This is a genomic window from Thalassotalea sp. Sam97 (assembly GCF_041379765.1).
GTDB classification, from domain to species: Bacteria; Pseudomonadota; Gammaproteobacteria; order Enterobacterales; family Alteromonadaceae; genus Thalassotalea_A; species Thalassotalea_A maritima.
The window spans coordinates 264,105-280,119 of sequence record NZ_CP166919.1; the positions used below are offsets into that span (position 1 = coordinate 264,105).

15 protein-coding genes are annotated in these 16,015 nt (G+C 43.3%); 4 read left to right on the top strand and 11 right to left on the bottom strand.

Translation table 11 applies throughout. The features are described 5' to 3' along the window. Nucleotides 1-55 precede the first annotated feature (55 nt). Nucleotides 56-535, top strand: a complete 480-nt coding sequence (locus ACAX20_RS01130) for a hypothetical protein (protein WP_371187844.1) — start codon at nt 56-58, stop codon at nt 533-535. 206 nt (nt 536-741) lie between these two features. On the opposite strand, the gene ACAX20_RS01135 is transcribed toward ACAX20_RS01130, so the two are convergent. The 5 genes from ACAX20_RS01135 to ACAX20_RS01155 form a co-directional block, all read right to left on the bottom strand. Further along, entirely contained in the window at nt 742-1,293 is a 552-nt protein-coding gene (locus ACAX20_RS01135) for a recombinase family protein (RefSeq protein ID WP_371187846.1), read from the bottom strand. Between the two features lie 245 nt (nt 1,294-1,538). After that, entirely contained in the window at nt 1,539-2,402 is an 864-nt protein-coding gene (locus ACAX20_RS01140; RefSeq protein ID WP_371187848.1) for a YicC/YloC family endoribonuclease, read from the bottom strand. A gap of 102 nt (nt 2,403-2,504) precedes the next feature. Then, nucleotides 2,505-4,217 (bottom strand): GMC family oxidoreductase, encoded by a 1,713-nt coding sequence (locus ACAX20_RS01145; RefSeq protein WP_371187850.1) that lies wholly within the window; start codon nt 4,215-4,217, stop codon nt 2,505-2,507. A gap of 9 nt (nt 4,218-4,226) precedes the next feature. Beyond that, nucleotides 4,227-4,838, bottom strand: coding sequence for a gluconate 2-dehydrogenase subunit 3 family protein (locus ACAX20_RS01150; RefSeq protein ID WP_371187852.1), 612 nt, complete (start codon nt 4,836-4,838; stop codon nt 4,227-4,229). Nucleotides 4,839-4,866: 28 nt separating this feature from the next. Continuing rightward, entirely contained in the window at nt 4,867-5,457 is a 591-nt protein-coding gene (locus ACAX20_RS01155) for a thioredoxin family protein (protein WP_371187854.1), read from the bottom strand. Between the two features lie 254 nt (nt 5,458-5,711). Here ACAX20_RS01155 and rph point away from each other — a divergent pair, with 254 nt between their 5' ends. Continuing rightward, nucleotides 5,712-6,425 carry a ribonuclease PH gene (rph, locus tag ACAX20_RS01160; protein ID WP_371187856.1) on the top strand — a complete coding sequence of 238 codons (714 nt, stop codon included), beginning with the start codon at nt 5,712-5,714 and terminating at the stop codon, nt 6,423-6,425. A 25-nt stretch (nt 6,426-6,450) separates the two neighbouring features. Next, a complete protein-coding gene (gene pyrE, locus ACAX20_RS01165) occupies nt 6,451-7,095 on the top strand; it encodes an orotate phosphoribosyltransferase (protein WP_371187858.1) in 645 nt (214 codons plus the stop codon). A 192-nt stretch (nt 7,096-7,287) separates the two neighbouring features. Here pyrE and ACAX20_RS01170 read toward each other — a convergent pair whose 3' ends face one another. The 5 genes from ACAX20_RS01170 to bioH all read right to left on the bottom strand — a co-directional run bounded on the left by ACAX20_RS01170 (nt 7,288) and on the right by bioH (nt 12,419). Further along, nucleotides 7,288-8,451 (bottom strand): hypothetical protein, encoded by a 1,164-nt coding sequence (locus ACAX20_RS01170; RefSeq protein WP_371187860.1) that lies wholly within the window; start codon nt 8,449-8,451, stop codon nt 7,288-7,290. Between the two features lie 265 nt (nt 8,452-8,716). After that, nucleotides 8,717-9,049, bottom strand: a complete 333-nt coding sequence (locus tag ACAX20_RS01175) for a DUF4144 family protein (RefSeq protein ID WP_371187862.1) — start codon at nt 9,047-9,049, stop codon at nt 8,717-8,719. After that, the gene (locus ACAX20_RS01180; protein WP_371187864.1) at nt 9,046-10,257 is read right to left on the bottom strand and encodes a mechanosensitive ion channel family protein; all 1,212 of its coding nucleotides are present in this window, start codon (nt 10,255-10,257) and stop codon (nt 9,046-9,048) included. The genes ACAX20_RS01175 and ACAX20_RS01180 overlap by 4 nt, the downstream gene beginning before the upstream one ends. 21 nt (nt 10,258-10,278) lie before the next feature. After that, entirely contained in the window at nt 10,279-11,574 is a 1,296-nt protein-coding gene (locus ACAX20_RS01185; RefSeq protein WP_371187865.1) for an NADH:flavin oxidoreductase/NADH oxidase family protein, read from the bottom strand. A 53-nt stretch (nt 11,575-11,627) separates the two neighbouring features. Continuing rightward, nucleotides 11,628-12,419 carry a pimeloyl-ACP methyl ester esterase BioH gene (gene bioH, locus ACAX20_RS01190; RefSeq protein ID WP_371187866.1) on the bottom strand — a complete coding sequence of 264 codons (792 nt, stop codon included), beginning with the start codon at nt 12,417-12,419 and terminating at the stop codon, nt 11,628-11,630. A gap of 59 nt (nt 12,420-12,478) precedes the next feature. On the opposite strand from bioH, the gene ACAX20_RS01195 reads away from it, so the two are divergent. After that, nucleotides 12,479-13,255 carry a ComF family protein gene (locus tag ACAX20_RS01195; RefSeq protein ID WP_371187867.1) on the top strand — a complete coding sequence of 259 codons (777 nt, stop codon included), beginning with the start codon at nt 12,479-12,481 and terminating at the stop codon, nt 13,253-13,255. 38 nt (nt 13,256-13,293) lie between these two features. On the opposite strand, the gene ACAX20_RS01200 is transcribed toward ACAX20_RS01195, so the two are convergent. After that, on the bottom strand, nt 13,294-15,837 hold the full coding sequence (locus tag ACAX20_RS01200) for a M14 family zinc carboxypeptidase (protein ID WP_371187869.1): 2,544 nt from the start codon (nt 15,835-15,837) through the stop codon (nt 13,294-13,296). Nucleotides 15,838-16,015 lie beyond the last annotated feature (178 nt).

A 16,015-nucleotide genomic window follows, 5' to 3' on the forward strand; every position in this document is an offset into this window, starting at 1 on the left:
TCATGCTTAATAAATTAGAATATTAGGCTATTTTAGTTGGGTTAGGTATAAGTACTTGAATAATATTCCGATTTTAAAGTCTGTTTTTTATAGAAAAACTGGTAATCATTGGGAACGAAATTTATTTTGGCGTGATATTACTGAAACAGGTAAGCGACTTATAGTTGATACTGAGTTAGATAATTTAATTTACGAGGATTTCAAAACAGATAGATATCTTATATCTAGTTTCTTGGATGCTAAAAATATTTGGCACAAATTCGATAGTACAGCAACAACTTTGAATTTCAATTCATTGATATCAGGTGATAGCTCCATAAGTTTCAGTAATAGCGGGTGGATGACAACATCTAGAGAATTTACACTGCTTGTGTTTTATCAATTTCTCGGTCAACTTGAATGTTTAGCAGCGTTCAGAGAGTTTATTTTTAGGGAGAGGTATGACTATCATGAAGACTGTTGTAATTGTGGCTTTCCGATTATTATCCCCGGTAATATAGAATTAGAACTTCTTGAACATATTGCTCGACGTTAAATTCACAATTTAACTTGACCACTACACTTTATGGTTAGACAAACGAGGACAATATCTTTTAAGCACCTTGTTGAGAGGCGTCTGAAAGTCTTTTAACGACTGATCAAAATAACCAACTAGACTGAACTATTTAACTTTTGTATATATTTTTTGATACAGGAAAATAAAGATTACCTATCGTCATAGGTATGGTGTCATAGGTATGGTTACACCGTCCTCTCTTTCGAAACGCTATAAACGGTTGTTCTGCTGCATCCAAGCCTTTTAGCTATAGCATGTTTTGAGACACCAGTATTAAGCAGCATAATTATTTCTTCCCGCAATTTCATGTTCTTTTGTCTGCCTAAGTGCCTGCCCTCTGCTTTTGCTTTTTCTTGGCCTTCTTTTCTGCGTTGGTTAATACGTTTGCGCTCTAGCTCTGCAAATGTAGACATGACCGTAAAAATAACGTGACCAAGGTCACTATTGATATCAACGTCGCCTAAATCTAGAAGTTTAAGGCCAATACCATTGTCTTTGAGCTGCTTTGCTATGGTGAGGGCATCTATTGTATTTCTTGTTAGGCGATCGGTCTTGGTAACAATGATAGTGTCACCTTCGCGAGCAAAGCTCATCAACTCGTTTAACTTGGGTCTATTTAGTGATTTACCCGATACTTTTTCAGAAAATATTTTTTCACAGCCAAGACTTGTGAGGTAGTCGATTTGAATTTGTAAGTCTTGATCAGTCGTGCTAACTCGAGCATAGCCTAATTTCATTATTTTATCCCCTTGTGTACAAAATGTTTGGTGCAGTTGTGTGTACAGTACAGAAATGCTTATATATAACTTTTTGAACAACCTTATAGTACTTTTTTGATCTGTCCAGAAAGGTACACCTTTTTGAACACTTCGGGTGGGCTTAAATATTATTTGACTTAATGGTTGGCAGTGTTCGCAAAAACTGGAGAAGAAAAAGCCCTGCGTGCGCAGGGCTTTTTTAGTGTTAACTTCTTTACGAGGTATTATTCAATATTCTGAATTTGTTCTCTCATCTGCTCAATCAATACTTTCAGTTCCACAGCAGCTGCTGTGATGTCTGTGTTGATTGATTTAGAGCCTAGGGTGTTGGCTTCGCGGTTGAACTCTTGCATCATAAAGTCTAGGCGTCGGCCTTGTGGGCCACCTTTTTTAAGGATCTTTTGCGTTTCTTTTACGTGGCTGAATAAGCGGTCGATTTCTTCGTCTACATCCATTTTTTGTGCCAGTAATACCAGTTCTTGTTCAAGGCGCGTTGAGTCTGGTTCAATACCTGCGTCATTGAATTTTTCTTGAATGCGTTCACGTTGCCATTTGATGATCTCTGGCATGTGCGCTTTTACTTGGGTTGCTTGCTCGCTAATGGCGTCTAAGCGGTCAGTAATGAGCGTGGCCATGTTGGCACCTTCACTAGCGCGAGCCGCTTTAAAGTCGGTTAGCGCTTGGTCAAAGCCTTTTAAAAGCTCCGCTGAAATGGTATCCATGTCGGCTTCTTCAGCTTCCATCACCCCAGGCCAGCGCATAATATCAACAGGGTTTAAGGTGTTGTTACCGGCTTTTTCGTTGATCCATTTGGCACTGTTGATCAGTTGCTCTGCCAGTTTTTCGTTAATGCTTAAGTTACTTTTGGCGGCAGGGTTGGCATTAAAACGTAGGCTACATTCCACTTTGCCGCGGTTTAAGTGCTTGCGAAAACGCTCTCTTAATACTGGCTCTAAACCTCGGAACTGTTCAGGTAAGCGGAAGTAGGTTTCTAGAAAACGTTGGTTAACCGAGCGGATTTCCCAAACGGCGTTGCCCCAATCGCTTTTTACTTCAAAGCGTGCAAAGGCGGTCATAGAGTGGATCATGGTTGTTACCCTTATTCTGGTTAGTTTGTGTAAGGGCAATCGGCACGCTCTGCGTTATTGCTAATATGGTGCCAATTGCTAACCCGAATTATGCAACAGGCGCTAGCTTTTCGCTAGCGCTAGTTGGTGTTTGATGGCATCGGCAACACGAAAGGCGTTGGCGTAAATGGTGTAGGTGTACGGTACGCTGCCACCTGTTGGCATAAACGAGGCATCGGTAACGTACAGGTTGTCTACATCATGTGCTTTGCAGTTTTTATCGAGTACGGAGGTTTTAGGATCATCACCAAAGCGACAGCCTCCGGCTTGTAAATTCGCGGCAGGGTATGAGCTTACCGACGAACTGATGTTGGTTGCGCCCATCGCTTCGAGTAACGTTTCAGCTTTGTTTGCTAAGTATTCACCTACCTTTAAGTCGTGTTGGTGTGCGCCAATGCGTACTTTGGCAACGGGGTCGCCCCATTTGTCGGTTGTTTCTTGGTCTAGCGATACATAACAGTCGTCGTTTGGTAGCCAGTCGTTAAATACTTCAAAGCGTAATGTTTTGCCAAAATTAAAGGCGTCAAAGAGGTTTTTCTTGAGTTGCTCACCCCATACTAGCTCGCCGTTGTCATCCCATTGGCTACCACCGGCTTTTGATATCGGGTTTTGGTGGAATAAAAAGTCGATGGTGCCACCTTTGGCGGCGTTGCCAAATTGCTTGTCATCGATTTTATACCAGTCTTGCAGGGCTCTGTTTATAAACGGGCCAACAACGCGCAATTGTTGCTCTTGGGTATCGCTAAGCTCTGAAAATAAAAAGTCACCACGGCCGGTGCCGCCGGCAGAAAATAGTAAGTTTTTACCTACTTGATTATGGTTGTTTGCCAAACCGTTAGGGTGTTTATCGCCTTTAGAGGCAAGCAACAATCGTGATGTTTCAATGGCTTGGCAGGCAACAACGTAAATATTGCCGGTGACTTTGTGTTTTCGGTTGAGTTTGTCGTAAAACCATACGCCAGCCACTTTGCCTGTCGCGTCAGACTCAAGTTTGAACACCTTACTGTGTGGTTTTATGGTGCAATTACCGGTTGCTACAGCATGGTTAAGTAAGGCAGCACGGCCACTGCCTTTGGCGCCAGAAGAGCACCCGTAACTTGAACAATAGCCAGAGTATTCACAGCTTTGTCGGCCCATGGCCGGCTTTGATAATACCGCACGAGGTACTGGGAAGCTATGATAGCCAATGTCTTTGGCGGCTTGGTCTATCCATGCCGATATCGGATGTTCAGCGGTTGGTGGAAATGGGTAATCGCCATTGTGAGGCTCAAGGTATGGGTGTTTAACCACTTTACCAGAAACACCAACAACGTTGTCGACCATGTCATAGTATGGGGCGAGCTCATCGTAGCTAATTGGCCAGTCGACCACATTGGCGCCATCAATGTCGCCAAACTCACTTTTAAGGCGAAAGTCCATCGGTTTTAGGCGATGAAAATAGCCACTCATTAAATTCGACGAGCCACCGACCATATTGCCGTTCCAAAAATCCCAGCCTGATTCACTGGTGGCTTCACCTTGCCAGTAGCTGTTACCGTCGCTGTCTTCATATTCTTCTTCGATAACGTGTTGCTCGTCTTCTAGCTTTGGTGAGTAGGTGGTGCGTCTACAGCAAGCAAGTTCGTCTTTGTAAAAATCTTGTTCGGTAAGCCAAGGCCCTTTTTCAAGTACCAACACCTTATAGCCTGCTTTGCTAAGTGTATAGGCAACAGGAGATGCACCGGCACCACTGCCAACGATAACCGCATCGTAGTCGTTGTTTGCGTTGTTTGTCATGGTATGTCCCTATCCTTGTTTTACGTTTATTTGTCCATAGGCGGGCAGTTGCCAATAGCGTTTATCTTTACTTGGCATTGGAAATCCAGCTTGGTGATTTAACCACTGCCAGCCAATGCCGTTTGGATTACCGCCATAAGCGCTTGGCGCAAGCATGGCTTCGAACAGGTAGCTTAATAGGGTAGAGATCCAGTTTTCACCCGCACGGGAGCGGCTTATTTGTTTTAAGGCCTGTTCTTTTTGTGCTGTGGTTAAGTGAATAAATTTAGCGCTCATGTTTTTTTCAGTGTAACCGTTTAACCAGCCAACGCCGTTTTTAATAAACTGCTTTTCGTCTTCGGCTATCGGTTGCTCTGTAATAAGTAAATAAAGGTAGTTAATCGCTGCAAAGTCTTTGGCGCCTGGGCCAGTTTCAGAGCTTGGCAATAGGTGTTGCATGACATGATCTAGGGTTGCCCATGGCTCAACGTTAAAGTCTACGTTAGCTGCTTTGGCCAATGTGCTGGCGGGAAGGGCGGTTATGGCAGAGGTTACGGCTGCTGCTTTTAAAAACTGCCGGCGAGAAATTCTCGCGACAATTGACTTTGGTGGTTGATAGTTGTCATCAAAGAAACTGTTCATAAATACCCATAGCTGTATATTGTGGTTATTATTCGTCGCTGTTGTTTTGTTGGCTTAATTGCGCCTGTTTTTGCAAGTTCGCTTGGTTATTGGCAAATCCGAAGCTATCAATAAAGGCTAACCAACGCTCTTTTGAGTACTCACCATTAATTAAAAATTCAGCAGTATCTTTCGATAGCATCACTTTACCTTGAGCGGTCGATACGTACATATGTGGATAACCCAGTACTGGCGGTAAACCGGCCATAAATGCCGAGTTTTCATTTTCATCGCTAACACTAACCTTTAGGCGAACAAAATTAGCATTTAGGGCGTGTTGAACATCCGGATTGGCTGTTAAAAAGGCGTCAATTTTTTTACACCAAGAGCACCAGCTACCACCAATTTCAATCAGTATATTGCGATCAGTTTGGTTGGCCAGCGTAATGGCCGCTTTAGCGTCGGCAAATGGATCGCGTTTGGCATCGTAAACAGTAGAGTATACGGGTAAGGTTGAGCCACCTTGCCCAGCAACTGTTTGCTGGGCTGATGCTTGCTGTTCACTGGCATTGCTAACAACACTGCATAGTGCCAATAAGCAGGCAATGCTGAACTGCAGGATACGTCTGTTGAATATCATTTTTAGTCTACACTGAGTCTTAGTTGTGGCTTATACCAATTACACAGCATAAAAGCTTTTAAACTCTCACTGAGTGAGCAATAACTTAATGTGATTGGTATTACTGTTACGGAATATGACCTTGTTAGTATTAACTAAATTTCAGTAACTTGCACCTAATAGCAAATTTCGCCATAAATAACCCCTGTACCTGTTAAATAATGGGCGGTTTCTATATAATGCCGCCAGTAAAAATTAATAAATTAGGAATGACTATGCGACCAAGTGGCCGAAGTGCCGGGCAGATCCGCCCAGTAACCATTACCCGTCAATTTACCGCTCACGCTGAAGGCTCAGTGTTAATTGAATTTGGCGACACCAAAGTTATCTGTACCGCCAGTGTTGAAGAAGGGGTACCACGATTCCTTAAAGGCCAAGGCAAAGGTTGGATCACCGCTGAATACGGCATGTTACCGCGCTCTACTCATACTCGTATGCGTCGTGAAGCGACACAAGGCAAGCAAAGTGGTCGCACGCAAGAAATCTCACGCTTAATCGCCCGTGCGTTACGTGCGGCAGTTGATTTAGCGGCTTTAGGCGAAAACACGATTACCGTTGACTGTGACGTTATTCAGGCTGACGGTGGTACTCGTACAGCATCAATCACTGGTGCTTGTGTCGCACTTGTTGATGCACTTGATCACATGCGCGCCAAAGGCATTTTAAAAACTAACCCTCTTAAGCACATGATTGCGGCTGTATCGGTTGGTATCTATGAAGGCGTAGCGGTAGCTGATTTAGACTACCCAGAAGACAGCGCGGCAGAAACCGACATGAATGTGGTAATGACCGACACTGGTAAGCTAATTGAAGTACAAGGTACCGCTGAGGAAGCACCATTTAGTTTTGATGAAATGGCCGAAATGATGCAACTAGCAAAAGCGGGTATTAACGAATTATTTGATGCGCAAAAAGCAGCATTAAACTAAATAGTAAGCAGTCACAGGAAAAACGATGAAAGATTATCAACGCGAGTTTATAGAGTTTGCTCTAGAGAAACAGGTTTTACGCTTTGGTGAATTTACCTTAAAGTCAGGTCGTACTAGCCCTTATTTTTTCAATGCCGGTTTGTTTAATACAGGTCGTGACCTTGCTCGTTTAGGTCGCTTTTATGCGGCGGCTTTGGCTGATTCTGGTATCGATTACGATTTACTGTTTGGCCCAGCGTACAAAGGCATTCCAATTGCAACAACGACAGCGGTCGCGCTTGCTGATCACCACGATACAGACGTACCGTACTGCTTTAATCGCAAAGAAGCGAAAACCCACGGTGAAGGCGGTAACTTGGTAGGCTCTGCGCTAGAAGGCAAAGTAATGCTGGTTGATGACGTAATTACCGCAGGTACGGCAATTCGTGAATCAATGGAAATTATTAAAGCCAATGGCGCTGAGTTATCTGGCGTGTTAATCGCTCTTGACCGTCAAGAAAAAGGTCAAGGCGAGTTATCGGCTATTCAAGAAGTTGAGCGTGACTTTGGTACCAGCGTGGTTGCTATTGTTAGCTTAAACGATGTGATCAGCTACTTAACTGAAAAAGGCGATATGGCACAGCACTTAGATGCGGTTAAAGCCTATCGTGACCAGTACGGTATCGAATAAGGCGTAAATTGTTTAACGTTTGCCCCGTTCTAGAATGGGGCTGTTAATATTATAAAAGTCGCTCATTGCTGATTGATGCAAAAACGGGATCAGTTGATCCCGTTTTTTGTTCTAGCAACGACCTATTCAAGCACTTCGATTAATAAAAAGTACAATAGCTTACGGGTCTTGGCGCTTAACGTTGAATCAATATTAAGATTCTTGGATAGCAATGGTGGCTAGCGCTGGGTCTACAACATAATAAGTGTTAGTTTTTATATCAAGCCCTATTCTGTCGCTTTTGATTAGCTGGTCGATTGCTGACTTAATAGATGATGGTGCTAAATTCAGTTTTCTAACAACGTCAGCGCTTCTCATTTGAGTGTTAATACCTTTAGCAATACCCATAATTACTTTGCGTTCATTTGGTGTTAATGACGTGATTTCATGTGCATTTTCACGAGCTGCAACTTGTATGATGTATTCCCAAGCGTCACTGACATCTTCGGCTGTTGGCGCTGTATCATTAAGCCATAGCTCGTCACACAAGCTGTTGACGTAATAAGGGTGTCTTTGCGTTAAAAACATTACGCGTTCAAATGCCTTGGAGTTAAGTTCTTCATTCCATCGTTTGATGGCGAGTTTATTTAGGTGAACCTGATAATGCTCGGCTTTAATGCGTGATAATTCAAACGTTTGAGTTTGGTTATACAATGGTCTCTTCTGATCGGTCATTGCTTGCCTCATCAGAGCGCGTTCAGAGCCGGCTAAGATAAATGTTGTCGATTTAGCGTCTTCCAAACATTCGCGGATAGCTGATTCCACTTGCATGAAGTTTTTCAACTTTCCAATTTCTTGAAACTCATCAATGAAGAGCACAGCGCGAAATTCAAATTTATTGGCTAGTTTATCCAAGCCTTTTAGTGCAGCTTCTAGAGTGTCCAAGTCGTATGTGATTGTGGTAGAAACTTGCAACTTGGTGTTCTCAATTCTCAAAGAGGGAGTGAGTTTTTGGTACACACTAGAAAGGATTTCAGAGCCTCTATGTAATAGATGGTTTAGATCTTTTGAGTCTAGCTTGCTGGTAAGTATTGAATGGGTGAGGTTGTCGATAGCCGTTATGATTTTTTTAACAACATTATCAATATCCGACGTGAAACGAAGATGAACTCTTTGATAGACTATCTTAATATCATTTGCTGCATGTATGTCATCTATTGTTTGTTCAACAAGGGATGTTTTACCATGCCTCCTGTATTCTTGAATCCAGCAGTGGCGGCCAATTTTTATGTACTTACTTAACTTTGCTCGCTCATTAGTTCTATTACAAAATGCTACGCCAGTAACTTTTGTTTTCGGGAAATAGTCTATATTCATGATCGGTTCCGTCATTGCTAATTAGGTTATTTTAACGTTCAAATAGCCGTGTCGCAAGTTCCGACACGAAGGTTGCGTCACGGAGTGTTTGGCACGGAGATTTCGATTCGCAACCATTTGTTAATTCCCTATCACATCCCTATCACCATGGAACAAAATACAGAAAACTCCCGTTTAGGCATTACTTTTCTGCGCAAAGGCACTGAAAACACCTTAACTTTTGGGTATCTGCTTTTCAGGGATTAACAGCCGATGATGAATTAAATTAATTATCTTGCATAGAGGCGATGATTTGCATCACTTCGGCAATATTACCAGCGCCAATTTTGCCAACGCAGCATTGTTGGTTAACCGCAGCGTGGAGTTGAGCAAGCTCAATCATATTCTCCAGTGTTGCTGTGCCTAGCACTTCGGTGCTTGCCATATTTTGTTGCACAGCAGGCAATGAAAACACGTGACCGTGGCTATCGATAAGCACGTCACGATCGCTAAACACGTACAACAACATTTCTTCATCATTAAGCCAGTCTTGCTCACTGACGATGTAAATCAACTCATCTTCGCCATCGTGTTTAACAACGGCAGGCCAAGCGATCATATATCCGTGTCCCTAGTTGATGCATTAGAATCGCCAACAATATGACTTCTTACGCCATATTGCTGACTTTGTTGATTGCCATCAGCGTGTTTTTTGTCGGTGAGGCCAGCTTGTTCTATGGCTCTAGCAGCGAGTAAGCTTTCCGGTACTTCTTTTATGTATAAGTCGCGCTTCGCGTATGGGATCTCTATATTGTTCTCCGCGAATTTTCGGTAAATGGCATTATTGATTTGATGCAAAATACGGCCACGATCGCCAGGATTTTCAATCCAGCCCATCACTTCAAAGTCTAAACTTGAGCCGCCAAAGGTACGAAAACGCACAACGGGTGGTGGGTATGAGCAAATTTCATCTTCTTCTTGCACTACACTGTTAAGCACTTTTTGTACTAAATCAAGATCACTGCCATAGGCGCAACCGACTTGGGCGCGAATACGTGATTTAGTGCTAGGTCCCGCCGATTCATTAACAATTTTTGTGTTACCCATAACCGAGTTGGGGATGGTAATTTCAATATGATCACGGGTCAATATGCGAGTACTACGTAAACCAATGTTGGTTACCTCACCGCGCTCACCGGATTCTAATACAACATAGTCTTTAATTTTGTAGGGTGAGTCGGCCATGATCAGCACCCCAGAAAATAAGTTGGCTAAGGTGTCTTTAGCGGCAAAACCCACGGCAATACCGACAATACCAGCCGAGGCAAGCCATGCGGTCATATCGATGTTCCATGACGAGAAAATCATATAAATCGAAACAACGAAAATCAGAATCAGCGCCAAGTTTTCAAACAGTGGCAAGGTTTGCATGTGTAAGATTTTAAAACGCCTATCATTGGCTGCAACGCTGTGCAAAATAATGCGGGTAATGCGCATCACAAATAATGTCCACATAATGGCCAGCACAGTGTAAAACATAGGGAATAGGTATTTGGTTACTTCATCAGGCGCTTCAGCAATTTTTGAGGCGATGGCAAGACCAAAGATAACCACCGAGTAAAACAGCGGTTTATGTAACAGTTCAATTAACTGGTCATCAAACTTGCCATTGGTTTTGCTCGCTAACTTTTGAATCCAAGTAATAACGACTTTATCAATAAGCCAAGCAACAACCAGTGAGGCAAGCACGACGACGCCTGCTTGCAAAAATACGTTGTCGCCAAAGTAACTGAGGTAGTCTTTTATCTGGCTGTCGAGTTGTTCCATCTTAGCTCCCTGTACTGCTAATTAATCTTTAGAAATTAATGTTTTATTTTGTGCTTTATTACGCTTTAAGTTCAAGCAAGTATCATTGTATAAGTGACGAAAAAACAATGGTGCAACCTTGAGTGAATCGGTTATGGGTGGTTGATTATTGGCAAGGCGAATGATGTTTTGATAATAAAAACTTATCTGGCCAACAGAGTTCATCGACTTAATGAGCCCTAATGGACTGTTATTGCCCCAAAAACCATCACCAAGTTTGAGTTTATACTCATAATCATCGATGTAGTCGACTTCGGCGTTTATGAGTTTTTGTGAAACGTCGGCATCGGTGCACAAAGGTCTTGCCAAGCCAACCATGTCAACTTCGCCGTCACTAATAACCTGCTCTATCACTTCGCGTGAGCGAAAGCCACCGGTGATCATTAGCGGCACTTTAGCATGTTGCTTTATCGCGTCAGCATATTCTATAAAATACGCCTCACGGCGGCGCGTGCTTTCTCTTACTTCGCTTGCGTCAACGCTAATAAAACTTAATTGCTCGTAGGTACCACCAGAAATTTCCAGCAAATCAATGCCATCTTCACTCAGCCAGCTAGCAACTTGCACGCATTCTTCAAGGGTAAAGCCACCTTGTTGAAAGTCGGCTGAGTTGAGTTTAACGCCAATAGGAAACTCTGGCCCCACCGCTTTGCGTACCGCTTGGACAACCGAACGGGCAAAACGAGCACGGTTTTCAAGGCTACCGCCCCATTGATCTTTACGTAAGTTGGTTTTTGGTGATAAAAATTGGCTGATTAAGTAGCCATGGGCAGCATGCACTTGCACACCACTAAAACCCGCTTGTTTGGCAAGCGCGGCGGTGGTGGCATAACGCTGAATAATGTCATCAATTTCTTGCTGTCTCAGTGCTCTAGGTTTAGAAAACATACCCATGATATGTAGCTGCACATCCGAGGGTGATACCGGTTGGCTATTTACTAGCGTCGCGCATTGTCGCCCCGGATGCGATATTTGCATCCATAAATGATTACCAGCCACTTGGCCTGCTTGAGCCCAAGCTTTAAAGGCATCTAATGCTGAGTCATCTTCAAGAACAACGTTACCGGCACGCTCTAAATAGCGCCGATCTACCATGACATTGCCAGTAATATGTAAGCCGGTGCCACCATGTGACCAAGTGCGGTACAAGGTGTTGTGTTGCTCGGTTGGGCGGTCATAAGGATCCGCTAAACCTTCGGTCATGGCACTTTTACATAGCCGATTAGGTATCACTGCACCGCACGGGAGAGTCAAGGGTTGAGCTAGTGGTGATGTCATGGTGTCCTCAGCAAGTTATTGTTTTTAAATCTTTGTTTTTATTTTGCTAATGGTTACTTTATACCGCTAATCCAATCGCAAAGCACTTGTTTAAATTCATCTTTGTGGGAAATAAATGGTGCATGTGAGGCACCATAGAAAGTATAGCTGTCAGATTGAGGCACTAACTTATCCATTTGCTCAATGACAGCCTTGGGAACTAATGAATCGAGACGACCGTACAAACGCAAAAATGGTATATCAATATTTTGGATTTTGGCGCGTAGATCGACGGTTTCTAATAAACTCAGCGAGGCATCAAGTGTTTCTTTACTCGCATGTGGGCGGCTATCTATAAGTGCTTTTATTTCTTTTATATCGGCACGCACGTGTGCTGCCCCCATGGCCTGAATACGCAAAAAATTACTGATGGTTTTATCGGCGCTTACTGCGAGTTGCTGATGGAAGCCTCTTAATAATTCTGGCTTGATACCCGGCCAATGCTCATCATCAACAAAATAAGGCGAGCTGGTAATGGTTACAACGGCTTTAACTTTGTCACTATGATGCAGGGCAAGTTCACTGGCAACAAGCCCGCCAAGTGACCAACCAACGACAATACTCGGCTGGTCAATTACATCGGCAACTGCCGTTGCAAGGTTGCCTAGACTGTAGTCTTTTAGATGACTATCGACATTATCGCCAAAACCGGGTAAATCGATACAAGTGACGGTAAATTGCTGCTTGAACATATCGACCATAGGCGAAAAAATGGCGCTGTTTAGGCCCCAACCATGGATGAAAACAAGATGCTCGCCGTTTCCTTCGACACGGGAATTAAGCTGTTTTTCAGCTGTTTGGGTCATTATTAACTATGCTTTGATTGATAACGGATAACATTTATTTTACGCAATGGATAGCGACAATGGAAATTTTCCCTTCTGATCAAATCAGTCGACTTTGGCGACGCGGAGCTAAAGCGTTTCAGCGCTTTTGTCCCTCGTTATGTGATTTATGCCGCCAGCCGAGTCATCACTTACCACTTTTATGCAAATGCTGTCATCAGGACCTAGCAGGCTTTGATTATCAACAACTTGCAGGTAATTTACTCAATCACCCGGCAATTGTGGGGCATTTACCAAAAATGGCTTTTCAGCAGTTAGTCTGTGCTTGCCCTTACGTATGGCCTCTTGATATTTGGCTAATGCAGCTTAAGTATCAACGACGGGTAGAGTTAGTGCCAGTGCTTGCTCATTTATTGGTCGCGACACTAAAGCTAATTCGAGAGTCAAATCAGCACCAACAACAAAACCCGTACCATGTGGCAGACCTATTAGTACCGGTGCCATTATCGCCGCTGCGTTTACGGCAACGGCAATTTAATCAAGCGTTATTACTTGCTGACATCATTAGCAGAGAAATTGGCGGATTTGTTGACACTAGCCTTATCGGTCGTAGGCAGAGCTTACAGCGACAAGTTGGTAAAAGTGGTGTGCAACGACGCATGGCACTAAAAAATAGTTTTTATATTACACCGAGCGCGGCTGACACCATAAAAGGTAAGCATGTTGCCATTGTTGACGATGTCCTTACCACCGGAACTACGGCAAATATGATAGCCAAATTATTGCTCAAGCATGGTGTGGCAACGGTATCGGTATATACCGTTGCCTTATCGTTGCCAGTCATGCGCCGAGACTAGTTTCTGTTAACCAGTGATCAACAGCCCGAGCAAATGAATTACGGGATAGCGCTAAATACTTTTGAGAAAAACAAGCTATTAGCGATGATTTTCGCGGTTCCTGGCCAGTAGCCCCGAAATACTAAATTAGCATCACTGGCAATGACTCGACCGCGACCGACATCGTGAGCGATGATGGACGCATTACCAGCAACGAGATCGACAAGTTGTGGTGCGGCATAGCCACTCATAAGCGGATCGCTTTGGTAGCGATTGACTGTAACAAATGGCGTTGCAGGCAAGGTAATAATATCGGTCGAGTTTTTAAAGATGGCTAAGTCGGGTTTATTGTAGCCATAGGCAAGGGGATGCGATAAATCTATTTCCGTTTCAAAAATAGTACCGGCGATGAGCTTTTCGGCATGCAAGGTTTGCTTGTCTTCATAACTCAAGCCATTGGTATTAAAGGCACGATCAATATCGGAGGCTGTGACAAATTCAGCATTGAGGATCTTATGATTGGCGAGATATTTCACCGCACCTTTTTGGGCGATCAGTGTTCCACCCTGCTGAGCAAAATCGGCGAAGCGTTTTTCGCTATTTTGCGGTAACTGCTCATAATTGCCGTCGACCATGATAATGTGACTGTAGTCATTAAAATCGATGTGACTAAGACGATACGTATCGACCACACTTACTGGAATATTTAATTGCGAGTCCAAGTAGTAAAGCATATGACCCGCTTCGTATTGCGATATCCCATGGCCACCAATTAACAACACTTTTATCGGGTTTAATGGGCGCAGCGATGGACTGCCAATATCGATGCCCTGGTTAAAGCCAGTTTCAATCGCGTATAAGTCGATACCAATTTGTTGCTGCCACTGAGTTAACGTGGCAAACCAGTTTTTATTGGTTTGCAAGGCAGCAGGGATAATGATGCTACCGCGGTCAAATGACATGCGCTCGTTTGCGACTAAGGCACTAAATTTTTTGGTATTTACTTTGGCGCGAATGCCCGCATTAAGTAGCTTGTTAAGTAATTTAGGTGCCAGATAATCATCCCAATGAAACGCATAAGCATAGGCGTCACTGGCTGGGCGCATGACGTCGTTGGCCGTTTTTTGCCAAGGCGTTGATGAAATACTTAAGCCCCGATTGGTTTCTACTTTGGTAAAGCTGATGTTATAGGCTAATGGCATGGTCCAGCCGGATACATCATAAAAGGTGTTGTCGTTAAAGGTCGTCACTTTGTTAAACAAAGTCTTTACTAAACGATACTGGGCTTGCTCAAGTGGCACAAAGAAGCTGTGCTGTGCTTGGTAAGTATTATCATCGTCTTGATAATCTTTTTGCAATGGATAAACACTGACTTGGTGCTGGCTAAGCAGTTCTAAAAAGGCATTAAGGCGACTGCGATCATGAGGTTCGGTAAATAAAAAGCCAGCAAAATCATCTTCGTCAGCTAAGTCTTCAATTTGTTGATAAAACTGGTGACGATAGTTGTGCAGTTTGGTTTTGTTATCACTGGCGGCCGTGAGGGTTGAAAACGAGGTGAGTACGTGATTTTTAATACCAAAAGCAAAGGTTAAGATGCCATTAGCCGAATCTGTGATGTAACCTCGAGAGCTTGCTTGCTCGAATAAAATACCAATGGTGCCATTTATGTCAGGATAGGTTGAGCCCTTACCATAGAAAAAGTCATCAAAACTTTCTTCCGAATAATATAAACGGTTCTCGGCATCGAGTGCTTTGGCATGATAGCCGGCAATTAACTTGGTTAAATCGAAGTTTTCGCTTGGCGTTAACGGGTTATTACGTGATGGCACGCCGGGCTGAAAAAAGTAGCTGGCATGGCGGCCCATTTCATGAAAATCACCAAGCACGTTTGGCTTATAGTGATGATATACACGCAAACGGTTACGGCTTTCTTGCTGTGTTAGTGGTAACCAATCACGATTTAGATCAAACATATAATGATTGGTACGCCCCGATGGCCATTGCAAGTGGTGCTCACGATGGTTGTGATCGGTATTAACGCTTTGATTGCGATTGGTATTCACCCAGGTGGTAAATCGGTCCATGCCATCAGGATTCATACTTGGCTCAATAACAATAACAAGGTTATCAAGCAACTTATCGATGTTGTTATTTATCGCCGCGGCTAGTTGATAAGCCACCAAGAGTGACGCGTTAGCACCTGAGATTTCGTTACCATGAATGCTATACCCTAGCCAAACTACCGCCGGATCATTATCAGCTTGCTTAGTGCTACTTTGTCGGTTGCTTAAGATCTCATCTAAACGCGCTAAATTTTGTTGGCTACTGATGGTGGCAATAATTTGTTTACGGTGCTCTTGGCTGTAGCCCATTTGTCTAACTTCAACCAGTTCACTGGCTTGATCCAGTTGCTCAAAGTAATCGATTAATTGGTCATGACGAATATGGCGTTCGCCTACCTCAAAGCCCAATACCTGCTCTGGTGTTGGGATATTTGGGCGGTATTGATCTTGATTGGGAAAATAGTAAGAAAGTGGCGCTGCAAACAGGGTATTTGCAACCAATAATAGCGCCACAGAGCATACTCGTATGATGTTAAACAAAACAAACTCCTTCACGGGTATAGAGGCAATAAACATTTTAATTTTAATACTTTAGCAAAATTTATAAGCAAAGTAGTGGTTAATTTACTGACTCACAGGGATTTATCTTGATAAAAAATGTCAATTAATTTGGAAGTTTGCGCTTGAGAAGCGTATTATAGCCCCCATACTTGAGTTA